Below are 19,611 nucleotides of genomic sequence, written 5' to 3'. Positions count from 1 at the left end.
CTCATGGTACCCTGCGTGGCCAATCTCGACCGGTTCCCCAGCGTCCCCTTCATCCCGCCTTCCCCAGGTGCTCCAGCGCATCTTCCGCCCGCAGCGGTACGCGCGAGGCTTCGTTGTTGAGATCGACGAGCTGCGTCAGAAGCGCCAGCAGGGTCTTGCGATCGGCCGGCTTCAGCGGTTGCAGCATTCTGACCTGTGCGCGCTCAACCGACGGCATGATGTCGCGCAGCACGGCTGCGCCTGATTTGCTGAGATAGAGCAGCTTGACGCGCTTGTCCTCGCGCGATGGCTTGCGTTCGATCAGCGCCTTGCTCTCCAGCCGTTCGATCACGTTGCCGAGCGTGGAGCGGTCGAACGCGATCACCGCCGACAGCCGCGTCGCGTCGATGCCGGGATGGGTGTGGATCGCCACCAGCGCCGCATATTGCACCGGCGTCAGGTCGAACGCGCTGCACTCCTCGACGAAGATCGAGACCGCAATCTGCTGCATCCGCCGGAACAGATAGCCTGGCGCGGTGTAGACCGCATCCATCGTGATGGCTGAGGGTTTACTCGGCATCGGGCTGCCTGTCCGGCGCGGCATCGGTGAACGCCTTCATTTGCTTTGCCGCAGCTTCCGCTTCGAGCAGGCGGAAAAAGGCCGAAACGTCGACGCCGAAGCGCCGCGCATTGGCAAGCTGCGGCACCAGGCAGAGGTCGGCAATCGTCGGCGCGCCGCCGAAACAGAACGGCCCCTTCTCGCGCTTGATCAGGGCCTCGCAAGCGGACAGGCCTTCGCGATTGGCCCAGGCCGCCCATTCCGTCACCTTCTCCTCGGGCAGGCCGAGCTGGCGCAGTCGGGCCAGGACCTTCAAATTCTGCACCGGATGAATGTCGCAGGCGATGGCCAGTGCGAAGGCGCGCACTTTTGCGCGCCTCAGCGGATCCTTTGGCAATAGCGGCGGGTTGGGATGGGTGTCGTCGAGCCATTCGACGATGGCCAGCGACTGCGTCAGCACTGCGCCATCGTCCTCCAACGTTGGCACCAGCCCCTGCGGGTTGAGCGCGAGATAGTCCGGCGCAATCTGTTCGCCTTTTCGAAGGTGATGCGGCAGATGCTCTGCCGTGAGCCCCTTGAGGTTGAGCGCGATCCTGACCCGGTATGCCGCGCTGCTGCGAAAATAGCCGTGCAGCTTCATCGGAACCTCCCCTGATTCTTCTAGCCTGTTCGGGTTTACCACATTGACGTTACCGATATTGTAAGCATACTGTCAATCTAGGCGATAGGAATAACGGGAGGCTTGCCATGGAAGCCGTGCACAAGACGCCGGAGCGCGAGGCGTTCTACAAGAAGATCGACGGCGACAATCTCTCCGCGCTGTGGAACGTGCTGGGTGACCTCGTTACGCCGGAGCCGCGCAGCGCCTGCCGCCCGCATCTGTGGAAATTCGATTCCATCCGCGACTACATGACCGAGGCCGGCAAGCTGATCACCGCCAAGGAAGCCGAGCGGCGGGTACTGGTGCTTGAGAATCCGGGTCTGCGCGGCCAGTCGAAGGTCACGACCTCGCTATTTGCCGGCGTGCAGATGGTGGTGCCGGGCGATGTCGCGCCGGCGCACCGGCACAGCCAGTCGGCGCTGCGCTTCGTGCTCGAAGGCAAGGGCGCCCACACCACAGTCGACGGCGAGCGCACTGCGATGGAGCCGGGCGATTTCATCATCACACCGTCGATGACCTGGCACGACCATTCCAACGAGACGAATGAGCCGATGTTCTGGCTCGACGGCCTCGACATCCCAATGGTGCAGTTCTTCGATGCGTCCTTTGCCGAAGGTTCGAATGAGGACCAGCAGAAGATCTCCAAGCCCGCCGGCGACAGCTTTGCGCGCTACGGCCACAATCTGCTGCCGGTCGACGAGAAGCGCAAATCCAAGACCTCGCCGATCTTCAACTATCCCTATAACTATACGCGCGAGGCGCTGGAGCGCGCCAAGGCACGCGACGAATGGGATGCCTGCCACGGGCTGAAGCTGAAATTCTCCAACCCCGAGACCGGCGATTTCGCGATGCCGACCATCGGCACCTTCATCCAGCTATTGCCGAAGGGTTTCGAGACCGCGCGCTATCGCTCGACCGACGCCACCGTGTTCGCCGCGATCGAAGGCAAGGGCCGCACCCGGATTGGTGACCAGACGTTCGAGTGGGGCGCGCGCGACTTGTTCGTGGTGCCGAGTTGGCACTGGGTCACGCACGAAGCCGACACCGACTCGGTGCTGTTCTCCTTCTCGGATCGCCCGGTGCAGCAGAAGCTCGACCTGTTCCGCGAAGACCGCGGCAATGCGTGAGGGAGATAGGCTGTCAGTCCGGGGCGATGCGCAGCATCGAACCCGGAATCGCGAGATTCCGGGTCTGGTCCTTCGGACAATCCCGGAATGACGGCAGTTCGACCATTCACCGCCAGTGGAGCAACCGCGCTTCCAGCACGTTGATCGCCTTCCCCACCGCGAGCCCGAACAGCGACAGGATCACGACGCCGGCGAGGAGCTGATCGGTCTGCATCAGATTGCCGGCCTGCAGCACGAAGGCGCCGATGCCAAACTGGGCGCCGATCATTTCCGCGCTGACGACGAGTAACAGCGCCACCGACGCCGTGATGCGGAAACCAGCAAGAATCGAGGGCAGCGCGCCCGGCCAGACCACGCGGCGCACGATGGCGTGAAACGGCACATTAAAGCTCTGCGCCATCCGGATCAGGTTGCGCGGCACCGCGTCGACGCCGCTATAGACCGAGATCGCGGTGGAGAAGAATACGCCCAGCGCAATCGTCGCGATCTTTGGCTCTTCGCCGATCCCGAGCCAGAGGATCAGAAGCGGCAGCAGCGCGATCTTCGGAATCGGAAACAGCGCCGAGATGAAGGTGATGCCGACGCCACGCGCCAGGGTCGAGAGGCCGATTGCAAAACCGACGATCACGCCGGCCACCGTGCCGATCAGCCAGCCTGAGCCGATACGAACCACCGATGCCGAGACATGCTGCCAGAGCGCGCCTGATACCGCGAGCTTGTAGATCGCGACCGCAATCGCTGAAGGCGCCGGCAGGAACAGCGGATTGACCCAGCCGGCGCTGCCGGCGAGTTGCCAAAGCGCAAGCACCAGCGCCAGCGCGATCCAGCCCGAGGTGCGGCCGCCGCCCGGTGTAAAACCCGCGCCACGGAACGCGACCGGCCGCAGCTTGCTCTCATCCGCTTGCAGTTCCTGCGGTGCGCGGTCAAGCATGCTGCACCTCGCGCTCGGCGTCGATCGCCTCCTCGCGGATCAGCGACCACAACTGGTTTTGCAGGGCGAGCAACTTGCCGCGGGCATCGATTCCGCCGCGCTCCGCGCGCGTCATGGAAATGGTCACGACCTCGCGCACGCGGCCGGGCCGGCGCGAGAGCACCACCACGCGATCGGCAAGCCGCACCGCCTCTTCCAGATTATGCGTGACATAGACCGCGCCCATCGCGCCGTCGGCGAGCAGACCGATGAAATCCTCCATCAGCAATTCGCGCGTTTGCGAATCCAGCGCCGACAGCGGCTCGTCCATCAACAGAATCGCGGGCCGCACCGCAAGCGCCCGCGCGATGCCGACGCGCTGGCGCATGCCGCCCGACAACTGCTTGGGATAGGCGCTGCGAAAATCCGACAGGCCGGTCCGGCGCAGCGCATCATCGACGACGGCGCGGCGCGCGGCGGCATCGAGCGCCGTATGACTCAGCGGGAATTCGACATTCGCTTTCACCGTGCACCACGGCAGCAGCGCAAAATCCTGGAACACGAAGGTCAGCGGATTGAGACTGTCGGCCGGCGGCGCGCCGCGCAGTTCAGCGGCACCGGCGCTCGGCCGCAGCAGGCCGCCCAGAATCGACAGCAGCGTGCTCTTGCCGCAGCCGGAGGGCCCGACGATCGCCACCACTTCGCCGGAGGCGACCGTGAAGGACACGTTGTCGAGCACGTCGAGGCTGCCGAAGCGATGACTGATATGGTCGGCGATCAGGTCCATTTGGTTTCCTAGTTCGGTGCCAGACCCGTCATTGCGAGGAGCGAAGCGACGAAGCAATCCATCCATCCCCGTGCCGCGGCATGGATCGTTTCGCTGCGCTCGCAATGACGGCATTGGCCTCTCAATCCGCCTTCACATATTCCTTCGCGATGATCGCGTCCGCCGCAAACCCCTTGTCGACAAAACCCTGCTCCTGCAGCCACGCGATCTGATTGTCGACGTTCTTGACGTCGAGCTTGCCGTCGGGATCGATATAGGCGCAATTGCCGACCACCTGCTCCACCGGCAAATTGGTGTATTTCGCGATGATCTCGAGCAATGGCTTGGTCTTGTCGCTGATCTCGGCCTTGCCGTCCTTCACGGAAGCCAGGATGACGTCGTGATATTCGCGGTCGGCACGCACCAGCGCAGCGAGCAGTTTTGTCACCAGCGCCTTGTTGGCAAGCGTCTTCGGCGAGGCGAACACCGCACCCAGCTGCCACGGCGTCTCGTCGCCGACCCAGCCCAGAAACTTCGCGCCGCCGGAATCTACCAGCGACCGCGCGGTCGAGATCGGCAGCAAGGCCGCATCGACGGTCTCGCCCTTGAGTGCCGCGGCGGCATTGGACAGCGACTGCAGCGGCATCACCTTCACGTCCGCGAGCTTGAAGCCGTATTTGTCGGCGAGCAGCCCCAGCGAATAGTGAAAACTGGAGCCGACCTGGGTCACCGCGATTCGCTTGCCGGCGAGATCCTTCGGCGTCTTCAGTCCCGCGGCATAGGCGTTGTTGCTGGCGAAGTAGCCGATCAGGGGATAGCCCGCCTTCTCGCGGCTCATGCCGCCGATCACCTTCAGCGTACCCTTGCCAGCGAGATTGTAGAGCCCGGCGGTAAACGCCGTGATGCCGAAATCGACGTCGCCGGACGTGGTCGCCACCGCAATCGGCTGCGCCGCGTCGAAGAATTTCAGTTCGATATCGAGTCCGGCCTCGCGGAAATAGCCCTTGTCCTGCGCGATGAACACCGGTGCCGACGACGACAGCCTGAGCACGCCGATTTTGGCTTTCAACGCATCATCAGCCCGTGCGACCCCGCCCGCCGCCATCGCCAACAGGCCCGCCAGCGCAAGCCGCGCAAATTTCGTCATCCGGTTTCCTCCGCCTGTTCTTGTCAAAGCCTATCTATTCGGGTCGTCCCTGCAAACGCAGGGACTCATACGCCGCGGCCTTTCTTCGAGCACAAGGGCAAACGGCTTTGCTATTACCAAGTCCTGTGATTATGGGTCCCTGCGTTCGCAGGGACGACATAAACATATCCATCCTCTGGCGTGCACGGCTTCATAACCCCTGGGGCACCGCCTGATCCCGGCCGATGAACGCGCCTTGTTGTTTTAGCATCTGCTGCAACTTTTCAACCGCAATGTCGCGCGGAATCGTGTTTCCCGACAGCGCCAGCGCCGCTGCCGACCCAGCCGCCTCCCCCATCACAAAGCAGGCGCCGGAGACCCGCGCCGCCGACTGCCCATCATGGGTCATTGAGGCGCAGCGGCCGGCCACCAGGAGATTGTCTATGCCCTCGGGCGCCAGCATGCGATACGGCAGTTCGTTGAAGCCGCGCGATTCCGGGATCGGAGGAAACTTGAAGACGACATCGCCGGCGACATGCTGTTCCATCGGCCAGCCATTGACGCCGATTGAGTCGTCGAACGAGGCGCAGCCGAGCACGTCCTCGCCCGACAGCATGTAGCCCCCGACCACACGGCGCGTCTCGCGAATGCCGAGCTGCGGCGGCAGGTCGACGATGTAGGATTTTTCGAAACCGGGCACCGTTCGCAGGAATTCGAAAGCTTGCACGGCCTGCCGCCGACCCTCGATCTCGCCGCGCGTCATCTGATCAGGGTCGATGCCGCTGACCGCGCTGCCGTCCTCGCGCGCGAGCTGGGTGAAATTCACCCGCCACTCGATGCCGGAACGCTGCGGCCGCACGATCGCGGACTTGCGCGGAAAACGATGCGTGCCCGCGGCTTCGGCCTTTTCCATCAGCGCCGGAATAGTCCGCCAGGCATCGCCCGCCTTTTCGGGATCGATGCCGTTGAGGCGGAGCATCATCGAGGGGTAGAGCATGCTGCCGGCACTGTCGCCGACTTCAAACGGCGCGCCAGCCCAGGCCGCGAGATCGCCATCGCCCGAGCAATCGATGAAGATGTCGGCGCGTACTGCCTGACGTCCCGCCTTGGTCTCGATCATCAGCGCGTGGATGCGCTTCTCATCACCCATCACCACGCCGGCGCCCAGTGCATGAAAGAGGATGTCGACCTTGTGCGCCGCCAGCAGATCGTCCGCCGCGATCTTGTAGGCCGCGGTGTCATAGGCCTGCGCAAGGATTTTTCCGAGAATCAGATGCGGCGCATTCAGCCCATCCAGCTGGTCGATCCGCGCCAGCAGATCGGAAGCGATGCCCTGCACCACGCGGTGCATCTCGCCATGAACATTGGCATGCAGCCCGCAGAAATTCGTCACACCCGCGGCGGTGCCCATGCCTCCGAGAAAGCCGTAGCGCTCGATCAGCAGCGAGCGGCGGCCTGCGCGCGCGGAAGCGACCGCGGCCGCAATGCCGGCAGGTCCGCCACCGAGGACAGCAACTTCATATTCGCCGTAGACTGGCACCCGGCGCGCGGGTTCTTCGATCGTTTTGGCCGACACTGGTCGCTGTCTATCCCTGTTGATCTTGTTGCCGGCACTATGAATTGATGCGTAACGGACTACAATCCAGCAAATAGCGCGATCAGCTTTCTGGAACCGTTGCTTACGTTCCGACCTGCAGCGGCGAGGTCAGCTTGCGCAACGCCGCGATCACCGAGAGCGCGGTGATGCGGCCGGTTTTCGGATTTTCCGAGGGGATGTTTTCGATCGACATGGTGAACGAGGCCGAGTCGGATTCGACCCGGATCTGATGGCAGTTCCGCGTCACCGCCGGATCGGCCCAGATTTCGATCGTGGTGCGATCGGGCCCGATGCCGGCCAGTGACAACGCTGCCACTACGTTCACGTTGGCCGGAAAGGCGGCAGCCGCATCGCGCGCCGAGCCCTTGAAAACGCACAGCGCCGATGTCAGTCCATCAATAGAGATCCCGTTCTCGACGAGATAGGGCGCGCCGGCAAGACCGCCGGGTGGCTTGCGCGTAACCATCTGCACCGAATGGATGGTGCCTTCGGCGGCCGCCGAAACCGCATCGAAGCCGATCAGCGCGCCGGTCGGCACGATGATCTGACCGCCATGCGCCCGCGCCAGACCGACGAGATCGGGACGCGGCAATAGCGCGCTGGCGCTCAGCACCATCACCTGCTTTCCGGCACTCAGCATCGGCCGGCAGATCTGGTCGAGGATATCAGCCGGCGCGCATTCGACGACCAGGTCGGCATGGCCGGGCAGTTCATCGAGCGAAACCAGCGGACACGGAATGCTCTCGCGGTCAAGCCAGGCCTGCGCTTTCATCCGATCCTTTGTCGCGATGCCGGAGAGAACGAGACCCGGCATTCCCTGCGCAAGGTTGCGCGCCACCGTTCGGCCGATCTCACCCAGTCCGGCAATGGCGATGCGTTTGGAACACATTTACCCTGCCCCCCAATTCGCCGCCCGCTTCTCCGCAAACGACGCCAGCCCTTCCGACGCCTCCTTGGTCTGCCGCCGCGCCGAATGCATCTTCACGAGCCGCGCGTAAGCCTCGTCATCGACGCTCATGCCGCCGAACGAGCTTTCCATCGCCAGCCGCTTGGTTTCCGCGAGCGCTTCGGGCCCGTTAGCAAGCAGTTGCTCGACCACCTTGGCGCCAGCGGATTCCAGTTCGGCCAGCGGTACCACCTCATGCACGAGGCCGATACGGCGGGCCTCGTCCGCACCGAACCGTTCGCCGGTCAGGGCATAGCGGCGGACCTGGCGAACGCCGATGGCGTCACAGAGTTGGGGGATGATGATCGCGGCGGTCAGGCCCCATCGCACTTCGGTGATCGAGAACAGCGCATTGTCGGCCGCGATCACGACGTCGCACGCCGAGATCACGCCGGTGCCGCCGCCAAAGCAGCCACCCTGCACCAGGGCCACCGTCGGGATCGGCAGTGTATTCAGCCGCTGCACGGCCTCGAATGTCGCGCGCGACACCGCCTCGTTCTCTTCAGTCGATTTCGGCCGCACGCCGTTGATCCACTTCAGGTCGGCGCCGGCCTGGAAATGCTTGCCGTTTCCCTTGAGCACGACGACGCGAAGGTTTTGCTGCCTGCCGAGGTCGTCCATCGCCGCGAGCAGGCCGCCGATCAGGCCCGCGTCATAGGCGTTATTCACTTCCGGGCGATTGAGCGTGACGGTGGCGACACCGCGCGCATCGAGATTCCACAAAACCGGATTGGCGGTCATTCGGCGGCCCCTTGGTTCGGCATCTTGTTATGCCGAACAATAGGCCGGGATCGCGGGTGCTGTCACGGCCGCCGGATTATCTTCGGCCGTACCGCCGCGTCGTATCGGCCCGGTCGGCAAAGGAGGTTCGCCGCGGGCCGATCGCCTCGAACTGGGCTTTCTGCTCGTCGTTCAAGGTCACATAGAAATCATCAAGCGCGGTGCGCACCTGCTTGACCGCCTGCAGCATGACATCGAGCCGCTTGCCGGCCGCCGCAAGCCGCGCGGATGGCGTGGCGGCTTCCTCGGCCCGGCACGATGCGCTCAGCATCTCGCTAGCTTTGGTGCTCGCATTCTGCAGGGCCGTAAGGCCCGTGCGTTGCACGTCGGTCGGGCGCAGCCGCGCCTCGATCTCCTCGGTCGGCCATCGCAAGCTAGAGGATTGCGTGACGTCACAGGCTCGCACCAACGACCTTCTGCCGCGCCGCTCGGCTTTCCTTTCCTGCTCCTCCGCGACGGCGTTCAGCCGCGCCTTCTGCTCGTCATTCAGCAGACCGTAAAACTTGTCCAGCGCCGGCTGCACGGTAGCGACGCCCGCGATCATCGCTTCAATGCGCTGCTGCATCGACGCAAGACGGCCGGACGCCGTCAACGCAATCGAAGTCGGACACGCCGCTTTGATCTTCTGTGCCGCCGTCACCGACGCATTGGCGAGATCGTCAAGCGCGGCGCGCTGCGCCTCGGTAGGGTCGATCGTCTGCGCGATCAGGTAGATCGGAAGTCCTGCGATTTCGCGACTGTCCTCACCGCATAATAGCGCCAGTCGGTCCGACCCGGCACCGGGAGAACCGCGCGGCGGCAGGTAGCCCGTAAGACCCTCATAGTCGTAGGGCCCGAATAGGCCGGCATAAATATCGTCGTAGCCATAGTACCAGAACGGTGCCCCGACACTCGGTCCCCACAGCGTATAGTCGTAGAGGTCGTAATAGGCGAACGGCCAGAACAGCGGTCCGACCCAGCCATATCCGCCATTGCCGTGTCGCCACCATCCGCCGCCTCTGCCGCGTCCATATTGCCATCCTGCCAGCGCCGCGCCTGCGGTGACGCTGGCGCGCATGGCGGGACTGTGCAGGGCAGCGGTGTGGCGATAGCTGCGCGCGAGGGCGCGCGAGTTCAACGCACGGCCGCTCGCGGCAAAGTTCATGCGATGTGCGGAGAATGAACGGTGTGTGGAGAACGAGCGGAAATGCGCCGCTCTGCCGTGAAAATGGCCGCCATGATGCCGTCCGCCGAAATGATGGCCGTGACCTCCGCCACGATGGCCGCCGCCATGATGACCGCCGCCGCGGCCACCGCCGTGGCCGCCTCCATGACCGCCTTTCGCGATCGCGAAGTCCGCCACGCACAGCGCCGTTGCGAAGACAATGGCGGCAATTGCCAGCGTGATCTTTGACATGGCACGTCTCATCATCGTCGCACGTCCCATTGTCGCTATGCCGCAAGCTTGAGGACACGTGGATGAACGCGGACTGAACGGCAGGGTTCCCCTCGCCTCCAAGGCCGCGCCCTTCGCAAGCCGCCCTGTGCGGCGGACCGGTTGCGTCCGGGCGAGGCTTGTGAAAACTAGCAACGGCACTCCTTCCCCCAACAGGATTTCCCATCCATGCGGATTTGCGTTTTCGGTGCGGGCGCCGTCGGCAGCCATTTTGCGGTGCGGCTCGCACTGGCAGGACATGACGTTTCCTGCGTGATGCGGGGTGCGCATCTGGATGCCGTGAAAGCCAACGGGCTGACGCTGCGGGTTGGAAATGGCGAGTTCAAGGCGAAGGTCAGCGCATCCACTGATCCCGCCGCGCTGGGCCGGCATGACGCCGTGATTTGCACGCTGAAGGCAACAAGCCTCGCCAGCCTCGCCGCTGGACTGCAGCCGCTGCTCGGCGACGACACCGCCGTGGTGTTCGCGCAGAACGGCATTCCCTGGTGGTACGATATCGGACTCTCGCCAAGCCATCCGCCGGTGCCGGATCTGGCTTTCCTCGATCCCGGCGGGCGCCTGCGCGCGGCGATCCCGAAAAAGCATATCGTCGGCGGCGTGGTGTTCTCGTCGAATGAAGTCTTGGCGCCCGGCGTGGTCGCTAACCTTTCGCCCGAGCGCAACCGGCTCCTGATCGGCGAATGCGATGATCGCGCCAGCGAGCGCGTCGCGAAGCTGCGCGCCGCGCTGAACGACGCCGCGATCGACTCGCCCGAGGTCACGCAGATCAGGGAGACGATCTGGTCCAAACTCCTGACCAACATGTCGATGTCGGTGCTGTGTTTGCTGACCGGGCACACCGCGCGGGCGGTCCGCGACGATCCTGACCTCGCCGACATCGTGCCGCGCCTGCTCGACGAGGCCAACAGCGTTGCGCAGAGTTGCTTTCCGCAAGTCAAGCGCGTTACGCGTTCCGGCCCGGCGCCAGACCACAAGCCCTCCATCCTGCAGGATTACGAGCTCGGTCGCGCCATGGAGATCGACGTACTGGTTCGCGCGCCGGCTGCCTTCGCCCGCGCGGCCGGAATTTCGACGCCGATGCTGGACATGATGGCCGCGCTCGCCATCCGCCAGGCGCGCGACAAGGGGCTGTACAAGACCTAAAGAGGAAACCGCATCATGCATGTCAAAGGCAAGGTCTGCGTCGTTACGGGAGCCGCGAGCGGCATCGGCGAAGCGGTGGCGCGCGCCTATGCGGAAGCCGGCGCGCGTGGCGTCGTCGTCGCCGATCTGAAAACCTCGCGCGAGAAGCTGGCCAAGGTCGCGGGCGACATCGATGGGCTGCCGATCACCGCCGACGTCGGGCTCGAGGAAGACATCAAGGCGCTGATCGCCGCCGCCGAAGCCAAGTATGGCCCGGTCGACGTGTTCTTCTCCAATGCCGGCCTCTCGCGCAAGGGACAGGAGACGGCCTCCGACGCCGACTGGGAGGTGAGCTGGCGCGTCCATGTCATGAGCCATGTATTCGCGGCCCGCGCGCTGGTGCCCGGAATGCTCGCGCGGGGCTCCGGCTATCTCCTCAACACCGCTTCCGCGGCGGGCCTGCTGGCGTCGCTGAACTCGATGCCTTACGGCGTCACCAAAAACGCCGCCGTGGCGCTCGCCGAACATCTCGCCATTCAATATGGCGACCGCGGCATCCGCGTCTCCGTGCTGTGCCCGCAATCGGTGCAAACCGGCATGACGACGCCGGGCCCGAGCGCGGCGAGAGTGGACGGCGTGCTGCAGCCGCCGGAAGTGGCGCGCATGGTGATCGAGGCGATGGCGGAAGAACGCTTCCTCATCCTGTCGCACCCGCAGGTCGCCGAATACATGCTGCGCAAGGCCTCCAACCGCGACCGCTGGCTCGCCGGCATGCGCCGGCTGCGCGACAAGATCTACGGCGCGCCGGCGTCAGCCTGAGAGTTTCGGCGCGAACGGCTGCAGTATTCCGATGTAATTCTTAGCGCCCGGCGATGCATATGAACCGCGGCGAGATGTCGTCAGCTTCAAGCCGGCCAGCGCCTCGGCCTGCTTCACCGCCGCCGCCACGCCATCGACAACGGGAACGCCGAATTTCCGTGACAGTTTTTGCGCGAGATCGGCCATCCCTGCGCAGCCCAGCACGATCGTTTCCGCGCCTTTATCGAGCGCGCGGGCAATCTCGGCTTCAAGCTTCGCTTCCGCACCCGAGCCCGGCTTTTCGAGATCGAGCACTGCGACGTCGCAGGCGGTGACCTGCGCCCTCTCCGCAAAGCCATAGCGGCGCACCAGCTCTTCGAGCGGCACGATCGAGCGCGGCAGCGTGGTGACGATGGCGATGCGTTTTGCGATTTGGCCGGCCGTCACCAGCGCCGCCTCGCAAATACCGACCACCGGAAAGCGCGCCACCGATCGCGCTGCGTCGAGCCCGGTGTCGTCGAAACAGGCGATGATGCCAGCGTCAGCATCCGGCGCATTCATCAGCGCCTGAATCAGGCCGGGCACGGCAAAGGCCTCATCGTAGTATCCTTCGATCGAGACCGGCCCCATCGCCGACGTGACGGCGGATATTTCGGTGCCTGCTGCTGCAACGGCGCGCGCGGCGGCGCCGATCGTTTCAGTCATCGAGACGGTCGTGTTCGGATTGACGATCAGGATTTTTGTCATGGATGCATGGTAACCAGGATGGTGCGGAGCGCAACTTTTTCCCCGTCGTCCAGCCAAGCGAAGCGCGAGCCGGGACCCATACGCCGCGGCCAACGGAAAGGGCACGAGCCGGCTTTCTTCAACAATGAACAGTCGTGGTTATGGGTCCCTGCGTTCGCAGGGACGACATCTGAGAGATAAACCGACAGTGTCGTCTACCCACGCGGCGAACGCGTCCAGCGCCTCGTCCATCACCGCGCGATCATTCCGTCCCGAACTCTTCAGCACATGAAAGGAATGATCGGCGCCATCAAGCAAATGCAGCGTCGCGCGCGAACCCAGGCTTTTGGCGACTGGCTCGAGCAGGCTCAGCTCGGCCAACGCATCGCGCGTGCCCTGCAAAAACAGCATCGGGATTGTGACGTCGGCGAGATGCCTGGCGCGCTCGCTGGAAGGTTTTCCGGCCGGATGCAAGGGAAAGCCGAGAAACACGAGAGCGCCAACGCCGGGCAACGGCGAAAGCGCCTGCGCCTGCGACGTCATCCGTCCGCCGAACGATCGGCCGCCCGCGATCAGCGGCAGCGAGGGAAAGCGTCGCCCGGCTTCAGCCACGGCCGCTCGTACGGCGGCATGCGCAACCGCGGGCGGATCGGGCCGTTTGCCGCCTTTCTCCATATAGGGAAACTGATAGCGCAGCGTCGCGATGCCGCGCTCGGCAAGACCAGCCGCAACCGTTTCCATCGACGAATGGGTCATGCCCGCGCCGGCCCCGTGCGCGAACACGTAACAGGCGCGGGGCTGTGGCGGCTGCGCCAATAGCCCGGAAACCGCCTGATCGGGGCCGATCTCGATTCGCAAGCGTTCCGCCGCTTCTGCCGTCATGTGAACTGGCCAACATTCAATTGCATGATCGGCACTCTATACTGGAAAAATCCCGGCGGGAGATGATCCGACCGAAATCACTGCAGGCCCGAACAACCGGATTTATGGACAGGCCCATGGCGCGACTATAAGGTGGCATCTTATTCGATCGCACGCCGAGGGCGATTCGCCTTGCGGCGTTTTTTGATAGCAGACGGATATTGCGCGCCACCAGCGCGGTTTTGACAAGGGGCAGGCCATGCGGGGCTGGAGGATTGCGAAAATTGTGATCGCGCTGGCGGTCGTCGGCATCGGTTACGCCGCCGTCAGGGACGACATCACCAAGCTCTGGCAGGATCTTCACGTCAAGATCGTGGAGCATCCCACACCGAAGAAAACCGTCTGGCTCGATCAGGGCGTCGCCAAGGAAAAGCTGAGCTGGTTCTATCACGCCGATCAGGGAACGCGGACCTTCGGCTTTCCCTACGAATGGTTCATGGCGCTGGAGCAGCCGACGATTCCCTGGCTGTTGTTCACCGAAGTCGGCCTGTTCAGCGAGACCGCCTATCTCGATCGCTACGGGTTCATTGCCGATACCGTCATCCCCGGCAAGAAGGCGCTTCCGATCGGCTTCGCGCAGGGCGGACCGATGCTGGACCCGACCGGCGCGCCGTGGAAGAACCCGCGCAACAAGCAGGACATGACCGGCGTCGGCCTGACCTGCGCGGCCTGCCACACCGGCAGCTTCACCTACAAGGACACCGCTGTCGTCATCGACGGCGGACCGGCGCTGACCGACCTGTTCAAGATGAAACAAGGCATGGGCGTCTCGCTGCTGCTGACGCGCTATTGGCCCGGCCGCTTCAGCCGTTTCGCCGAGCGCATCTTGGGTCCGGAATCCACAATCGACGACCGCGAGACGCTGAAGAACCAGCTCGACCAGGTTCTTGTCCAATACAAGCAGGTCAAAAATCTGGAAGAACGCGTCGCCTCGCAGAGCATTCTGGAAGGTTACGGACGGCTCGACGCGCTCAACCGGATCGGCAATCAGGTGTTTTCACTCGATTTGAAGAAGCCGGAGAACTACGCCGGCTCCTCCGCGCCGGTGCATTTTCCCCGGATCTGGAACACGTCATGGTTCGACTGGGTGCAGTATAACGGCTCTATCATGCAGCCGATGGTGCGCAATGCCGGCGAATCGCTCGGCGTGTCGGCCGAGCTCAATCTGACCGAGCCGTCCAAGGGACTCTACAAGTCGAGCGTCAACGTCGAGACGCTCTACGAGATGGAGCAGATGATCAGGGGCAACGCCCCGCCGAGTGCCAAGGACGGGTTTTCAGGTCTCCGATCCCCGAAATGGCCGGGCGACATCCTGCCGCCGATCGACCAGAAGCTGGCCGATCGGGGCGCCGAACTCTACAAGATCCATTGTCAGGAGTGTCACCGGCCGCCGGTGACGAGCGAAGCATTCTACGATTTCAACAACAAGGACTGGTGGAGGAAGAACGAGGCCGGCGAAGCGATCCTCAAGGTCGAGAATGTTCCGATCTCGCATATCGGGACCGATCCCGCACAGGCGGCAGACATGCTCGCCCGAACGGTCGCGGTTCCTGAAAATCTGGGCATCAAGAACTCCAGCTTCGCATTCGCACTCGGCGAACTCGTCGAGAAGACCGTCAACAGCATCTTCGACCAGAAGAAGCCGCCGGTCAGTCCCGCTGACCGGAAGCGGATCGACGGATACATGCCGAACGAACTCAGGGGCGAATTGGCCTACAAGGTCCGTCCGCTGAACGGCATCTGGGCGACGCCGCCCTATCTGCACAACGGTTCGGTGCCGACCATCGACGATCTGCTCGGCGATCCGGAGAAGAGACCGACGAAATTCTACCTCGGCAGCCGCGAGTACGATCCGGTGAAGCTTGGCTATAAGACCGAGCCCTTCAAGAACGGTTTCGAACTCGACACCTCGATTCGCGGCAACTCGAACCGGGGCCACGAATTCAGGAAGGACTACCGCAAGGACAAGGAAATCAAGGGCGTTATCGGACCGGAGCTGTCGGCCGACGATCGAAAGGCGCTGATCGAATACCTAAAGACGCTCTGAGTCATTCGAGCAACGTTACGGAATCGAACGGCTGGCTTACCGGCTGGCGACCAGCCGCAAATGTGGCTTGATCGTTTCCTCAAGCTCGGCCTTGAGCTGGTGCACGCGCGGATCACCCGAGCGCGCCGCGCACACCGAATATTGGTTGACCGAACACGCCAGCGCACGCCGCTCTTCGGGCGTTCGCGTTACCTGCGGCCTGGAAAGTTTCAGCACCATCCCGCCGAGATGCACCAGCATTTCATCGAGCGCCCGATCCATTCCGGAAATTTGATCCATCGCATCACTCCGTCTGAAAGGTGTAATGATCGGCGCGTCCGCCCGTTCCCCGCGCACGCTGGTTTAAGGATAACCAGAAGTAAACGGACCGCGATTCGATCGCCGCGCGCCGCGCATCCGCTTCCCGGGAATTCTTATCAATTGAAGGAAAATCTGCCGGCTTGGCTGGACGCCTGCTTGCGCCTAACGCCGCAATTGCGGCAGCCGCGCCCGTTACCTATGCTGGCGCGCTGTTCCGCACAGAGGCCTCGCATGATTCCGCCGCTCGATCCCGTCGTCGCCCAGATCATTCCGCTGCTGCCGCTGCGCGATCCCGCGACGATGACGCCGCAGAGCGCGCGCGATGCGCTTCGCGCTTTGGCGGCCTCGCGCGCGGCGGTTCCTCCGCCTCCGGTGATGAGCACGGAAGATATCAAGGTGAAAGGCGCGGCTGGGTTCCTTGCTGCGCGGGCCTACCGGAACTCGAACGACAGATCGCCGACCGTCGTGTTCTTTCATGGCGGCGGCTGGGTTGCGGGCGATCTGGAGACCCACGACCGGCAGGCGCGCTGGCTGGCGATCGAGACCGGCGCCGTCGTCATCTCGGTCGATTACCGCCGCCCGCCCGAGGTGCGCTTTCCCGGCGCCTTCGAGGACGCCTTCGCGGCCACACAGGACGTCATCGCCCGCATCGCCGAATTCGGTGGCGATGCCGCGCGCATCGGCGTCGCCGGCGACAGTGCGGGCGGCAATCTGGCGGCCGCCACCGCGATCGCCTGCCGCGACGCCGGCATCAGGCTGGCTGCGCAATTCCTGGTCTATCCCGTCACCGATGTCGCCGGAAATTTCGCAGACGCAGCGGAAAACGCCCGCTTCCCTTCGCGCAGCGCGAACGCCGAAGGCTATTTCCTCACCCGTGCCACCATGGAATGGTTTTGCGGCCACTACCTCGAAGACAAAACGCACGGCACCGACTGGCGCGTCTCGCCGCTACGCGCCAAAAACCTTGCCGGCGTAGCGCCGGCGATCGTCTGCACCGCATGGTTCGATCCCTTGCGCGACGAGGGCAAGGCCTACGCCGACGCCCTAAAGGCGGCCGGCGTGCCGACCAGCTATTATGACGGCCTCGGCCTGATCCATGGCTATTTCGGTCTCGGCGAGGCATCAGAGACCGCCAAGCGCGAAGCGCAACGCGCACGGGCGGATTTCAAGGTGTTGCTCGAGAAGGGTGCGTAAGAAGGTCACTGGGTCGGACGACATTCACGCTTGAGGTTCATCCTCGCCATCCAGTTTCTGTCGCAGCGCCGCGATGACGCGGTGGGCAGCTTCTATTTCTTTGACTGAAAGCCCCTGCGACAGGCCGTTGACCCAAGGAGCCTGCAAAAGTCCGGCCGCCTCGTAAGTCTGCCTTCCCTTGTCCGTCAGAATGACGAGTTGCGCGCGCCGGTGATGCGGGTTGGTCTCGAACGCGACGAGTCCTTCCCTCTCCAGGTCGTTGACGATCCGTTGTACGTTCTGGCGATTGGCGCCGAGATCGCGCGCGAGCCATGCCACCGGCTGCGGCCGCTCCGCGGCGACGATCGCGCCGAGGATCTGCCAGCGCGCACTTGTCAGCCCGAGCCGGGCCACCAGGCGGTCCCCCGCCGTCAAAAGCAGGCCGTTGAGCCTGAACAGGTCAAGGATGAATTCGGTCAAGGCATCGCCGGCCGGGGTTCGCTTGGTCGCGCGCATTTGTCACCATAAAACTGTATTGACATTATGATGTCAACCACGTATGACGCTATCGTACCATGTTGACATCATATATCCACAGCGAAACAGGAGCCATCATGTCCCTCATGCGCCCGCTTGATCCCGCGTTTCCGATCGACCGCCAGATCGCAATCGAAGCCACCTCGGTCGTGCTGGTAAACCTCTTCACGCTCGACAAGGCCGACGAGCAGGCCTTCCTGAAAACCTGGCAGGCCGACGCGGCATTCATGAAGCGCCAGCCCGGCTTCATCTCGACCCAGCTTCACCGCGCAATCGGTGAAAGCCCGACCTACCTGAACTGCGCGGTGTGGGAATCCACCGCCGCCTTCCGGGCCGCATTCACGCATCCGGAATTCAGGGCAAAGCTCTCCGCCTATCCGTCCTCGGCCGTCGCCTCCCCACACCTGTTCCAGAAGGTCGCGGTACCAGGCGTCTGCGTCGCATAGCCGAAGCAAGCCCACAGGAAGCATCGAAGCCATGATCAAGATCGTTCATACAGTGGCCGGCATGGTGGCGCTCGTAACGAATGCGAGTTTCTGGCTGTCGACCGCGCTCAGCGAGTTGTTCGCCTCCCCGGCGTCGTTACGGCCGTCAAGACGGCGATACCGTGGGGTTTTCTGTTGCTGATTCCGGCGCTGATGGCGGCGGGAGGCTGGGGTTTCGCTTTGGCGGGAAAGCGCCGGGCGCAGTAATCGGCGCAAAGATCAAGCGCATGCCGCTGATCGCGGTGGGTTCGGAGTGACAGTTACGACGTCTGTCATGAGCTGGCTCGAACCGCGGACGATCCGCATTTATAGAGCCGGAGCGTGCTGGCGATCCCGGGAAGACTCGAACTTCCGACCTACGGTTTAGGAAACCGTCGCTCTATCCGGCTGAGCTACGGGACCGCGGACCCGCGTGGCGAGGCAGGTGCTTGGACGCTTCATAGCAAAGCAAGCCTGGCATCGCCAGCCCTCCGGACCGACCTCCTGGGTGGCGCGAAAAGTGCCGGTTCGGTCGGAGTATCTCGGCGATCGGACCGGAAGCCAAAGAGGAGCCGTCCGCCGACGGCTCCAGTTGCGCCTGTTGCGCCCGTGTACCGCCGTTACCTTGTTTGCGGCCATACCGCTTCAGCATACGGCTGATTTGGCTTTGGGACGTGACCGGGCAATGACACAGTCGGACAAAGCGGACACCGCGGTTTAAGCAACGAGGCGCGAAGTGCAGACCGTGAAACCCGCCTCGCTTGCTTGGTTTGACGGACTCGGACAGGGCGCGGCATAGGAGAGCGCCCATGCCCGGGAACGGGTTAGACGTCAGCGCGTACCGATGCGTTGGTGTCGCAGCAAGAAACCGGCAAAATAAGGCATCGTCGCGCCGCATCCTCACGTCGTTCCGAAACTTCTCCCGGATGCAGAGGAACATTCGCGCATGCGTTCTGTTCTAGGAGCATCGACCGATTTTCGGAGGAGGACAGAAATGCAGAAACTCTTAGCCGCGGCTCTCTTGAGTGCCGCCGTTTTCAGTGCTTCCGCCTATGCGCAGACCGCGCAGACGGCTCAGCCCGCCGCCCCCGCCGCGACGACCGCCGGCTCGCAGGAAAAGATGATGCTCAAGGGCAACTGGCGCGCGTCCAAGCTCATGGGCCTCGACGTCTATAATGAAGCAAATGAAAAGCTCGGCGACATCAACGAGCTGATCCTGGACAAGACCGGCAAGGTCAATGCCGTCGTCATCGGCGTCGGCGGCTTCCTGGGGATGGGCGAGCACGACATCGCCGTTTCCATGGACAAGCTGAAATTCGTCGAGGAGCCGGTCCGTACCAGCTCGACCGCGCCCGGCACCACGACGCGCGACACTGCAGGCACGCAGCGCGAGACCACGACCGGCGCGGCCACGGGCGCCACGACGACGAATACGGCGCGCAGCGCCGATGCGAACGACTGGATGCCCGATCACGCCGTGATGAGTGGCACCAAGGAGCAGCTCAAGGCGATGCCGCAGTTCAAATATTCAGACTACAACTAAGGCTCCGACGGGCTCAGTTGATCAAGGCCCCACGCTGGTGGGGCCTTTTTCATGATCGGATAAGGAAGTTGAGTCCCGTGTCGCGGATGTGCGT

Annotated in this window: 20 protein-coding genes and 1 tRNA gene; 7 read left to right on the top strand and 14 right to left on the bottom strand. The window is 63.6% G+C overall.

Translation table 11 applies throughout. The features are described from left to right. Positions 1-49 precede the first annotated feature (49 nt). Both HCN58_RS09665 and maiA read right to left on the bottom strand, forming a co-directional pair. Complete coding sequence (locus tag HCN58_RS09665) at positions 50-559, bottom strand: MarR family winged helix-turn-helix transcriptional regulator (RefSeq protein ID WP_171579122.1); 510 nt, start codon at positions 557-559, stop codon at positions 50-52. After that, positions 549-1,178, bottom strand: coding sequence for a maleylacetoacetate isomerase (maiA, locus tag HCN58_RS09660; RefSeq protein ID WP_171579121.1), 630 nt, complete (start codon positions 1,176-1,178; stop codon positions 549-551). Before maiA ends, HCN58_RS09665 begins: the two co-directional genes overlap by 11 nt. 107 nt (positions 1,179-1,285) lie before the next feature. Here maiA and gtdA point away from each other — a divergent pair, with 107 nt between their 5' ends. Beyond that, positions 1,286-2,326 carry a gentisate 1,2-dioxygenase gene (gtdA, locus tag HCN58_RS09655; RefSeq protein ID WP_171579120.1) on the top strand — a complete coding sequence of 347 codons (1,041 nt, stop codon included), beginning with the start codon at positions 1,286-1,288 and terminating at the stop codon, positions 2,324-2,326. Positions 2,327-2,432: 106 nt separating this feature from the next. Here gtdA and HCN58_RS09650 read toward each other — a convergent pair whose 3' ends face one another. The 7 genes from HCN58_RS09650 to HCN58_RS09620 all read right to left on the bottom strand — a co-directional run bounded on the left by HCN58_RS09650 (position 2,433) and on the right by HCN58_RS09620 (position 9,847). Then, complete coding sequence (locus HCN58_RS09650; RefSeq protein ID WP_171579119.1) at positions 2,433-3,257, bottom strand: ABC transporter permease; 825 nt, start codon at positions 3,255-3,257, stop codon at positions 2,433-2,435. Then, a complete protein-coding gene (locus HCN58_RS09645; protein WP_171579118.1) occupies positions 3,250-4,023 on the bottom strand; it encodes an ABC transporter ATP-binding protein in 774 nt (257 codons plus the stop codon). Before HCN58_RS09645 ends, HCN58_RS09650 begins: the two co-directional genes overlap by 8 nt. A gap of 121 nt (positions 4,024-4,144) precedes the next feature. Beyond that, the gene (locus tag HCN58_RS09640; protein ID WP_171579117.1) at positions 4,145-5,149 is read right to left on the bottom strand and encodes an ABC transporter substrate-binding protein; all 1,005 of its coding nucleotides are present in this window, start codon (positions 5,147-5,149) and stop codon (positions 4,145-4,147) included. A gap of 190 nt (positions 5,150-5,339) precedes the next feature. Then, positions 5,340-6,704: an FAD-dependent oxidoreductase gene (locus HCN58_RS09635; protein WP_171579116.1), complete on the bottom strand. Its 1,365-nt coding sequence runs from the start codon at positions 6,702-6,704 to the stop codon at positions 5,340-5,342. Between the two features lie 103 nt (positions 6,705-6,807). Beyond that, a complete protein-coding gene (locus HCN58_RS09630; RefSeq protein WP_171579115.1) occupies positions 6,808-7,614 on the bottom strand; it encodes an aspartate dehydrogenase in 807 nt (268 codons plus the stop codon). Next, positions 7,615-8,412 (bottom strand): enoyl-CoA hydratase-related protein, encoded by a 798-nt coding sequence (locus tag HCN58_RS09625; protein WP_171579114.1) that lies wholly within the window; start codon positions 8,410-8,412, stop codon positions 7,615-7,617. A 76-nt stretch (positions 8,413-8,488) separates the two neighbouring features. After that, a complete protein-coding gene (locus tag HCN58_RS09620) occupies positions 8,489-9,847 on the bottom strand; it encodes a Spy/CpxP family protein refolding chaperone (protein ID WP_171579113.1) in 1,359 nt (452 codons plus the stop codon). Positions 9,848-10,054: 207 nt separating this feature from the next. On the opposite strand from HCN58_RS09620, the gene HCN58_RS09615 reads away from it, so the two are divergent. Together HCN58_RS09615 and HCN58_RS09610 are read left to right on the top strand one after the other, a co-directional pair. Beyond that, positions 10,055-11,029, top strand: coding sequence for a ketopantoate reductase family protein (locus tag HCN58_RS09615; protein WP_171579112.1), 975 nt, complete (start codon positions 10,055-10,057; stop codon positions 11,027-11,029). Between the two features lie 15 nt (positions 11,030-11,044). Beyond that, positions 11,045-11,827 carry an SDR family oxidoreductase gene (locus HCN58_RS09610; RefSeq protein ID WP_171579111.1) on the top strand — a complete coding sequence of 261 codons (783 nt, stop codon included), beginning with the start codon at positions 11,045-11,047 and terminating at the stop codon, positions 11,825-11,827. Here HCN58_RS09610 and HCN58_RS09605 read toward each other — a convergent pair. Further along, on the bottom strand, positions 11,819-12,553 hold the full coding sequence (locus tag HCN58_RS09605) for an aspartate/glutamate racemase family protein (protein ID WP_171579110.1): 735 nt from the start codon (positions 12,551-12,553) through the stop codon (positions 11,819-11,821). The two genes, HCN58_RS09610 and HCN58_RS09605, sit on opposite strands and share 9 nt — an antisense overlap. A gap of 138 nt (positions 12,554-12,691) precedes the next feature. Beyond that, positions 12,692-13,414, bottom strand: a complete 723-nt coding sequence (locus HCN58_RS09600) for an alpha/beta hydrolase family protein (RefSeq protein ID WP_171579109.1) — start codon at positions 13,412-13,414, stop codon at positions 12,692-12,694. A gap of 238 nt (positions 13,415-13,652) precedes the next feature. On the opposite strand from HCN58_RS09600, the gene HCN58_RS09595 reads away from it, so the two are divergent. Then, entirely contained in the window at positions 13,653-15,500 is a 1,848-nt protein-coding gene (locus HCN58_RS09595; protein WP_171579108.1) for a di-heme-cytochrome C peroxidase, read from the top strand. Between the two features lie 36 nt (positions 15,501-15,536). On the opposite strand, the gene HCN58_RS09590 is transcribed toward HCN58_RS09595, so the two are convergent. Then, positions 15,537-15,779, bottom strand: a complete 243-nt coding sequence (locus HCN58_RS09590) for a hypothetical protein (RefSeq protein ID WP_171579107.1) — start codon at positions 15,777-15,779, stop codon at positions 15,537-15,539. A gap of 252 nt (positions 15,780-16,031) precedes the next feature. Here HCN58_RS09590 and HCN58_RS09585 point away from each other — a divergent pair, with 252 nt between their 5' ends. Then, positions 16,032-16,994, top strand: coding sequence for an alpha/beta hydrolase (locus tag HCN58_RS09585; protein WP_171579106.1), 963 nt, complete (start codon positions 16,032-16,034; stop codon positions 16,992-16,994). A gap of 24 nt (positions 16,995-17,018) precedes the next feature. Here the strand turns inward: HCN58_RS09585 and HCN58_RS09580 are convergent, their stop codons facing one another. Further along, on the bottom strand, positions 17,019-17,489 hold the full coding sequence (locus HCN58_RS09580; protein ID WP_171579105.1) for a MarR family winged helix-turn-helix transcriptional regulator: 471 nt from the start codon (positions 17,487-17,489) through the stop codon (positions 17,019-17,021). A gap of 98 nt (positions 17,490-17,587) precedes the next feature. Between HCN58_RS09580 and HCN58_RS09575 the strand changes: the two genes are divergently transcribed. Further along, on the top strand, positions 17,588-17,956 hold the full coding sequence (locus tag HCN58_RS09575) for an antibiotic biosynthesis monooxygenase family protein (protein ID WP_171579104.1): 369 nt from the start codon (positions 17,588-17,590) through the stop codon (positions 17,954-17,956). Positions 17,957-18,320: 364 nt separating this feature from the next. On the opposite strand, the gene HCN58_RS09570 is transcribed toward HCN58_RS09575, so the two are convergent. Further along, positions 18,321-18,397 (bottom strand) — tRNA-Arg (locus HCN58_RS09570). A gap of 571 nt (positions 18,398-18,968) precedes the next feature. Here HCN58_RS09570 and HCN58_RS09565 point away from each other — a divergent pair. Then, positions 18,969-19,517 (top strand): PRC-barrel domain-containing protein, encoded by a 549-nt coding sequence (locus HCN58_RS09565; protein ID WP_171579103.1) that lies wholly within the window; start codon positions 18,969-18,971, stop codon positions 19,515-19,517. Positions 19,518-19,611: the final 94 nt, after the last annotated feature.

This window comes from Bradyrhizobium australiense, from assembly GCF_013114825.1.
GTDB lineage: Bacteria > Pseudomonadota > Alphaproteobacteria > Rhizobiales > Xanthobacteraceae > Bradyrhizobium > Bradyrhizobium australiense.
The sequence above is the reverse complement of the archived record's forward strand: the minus strand, read 5'-3'. Positions and strand labels throughout refer to the sequence as shown.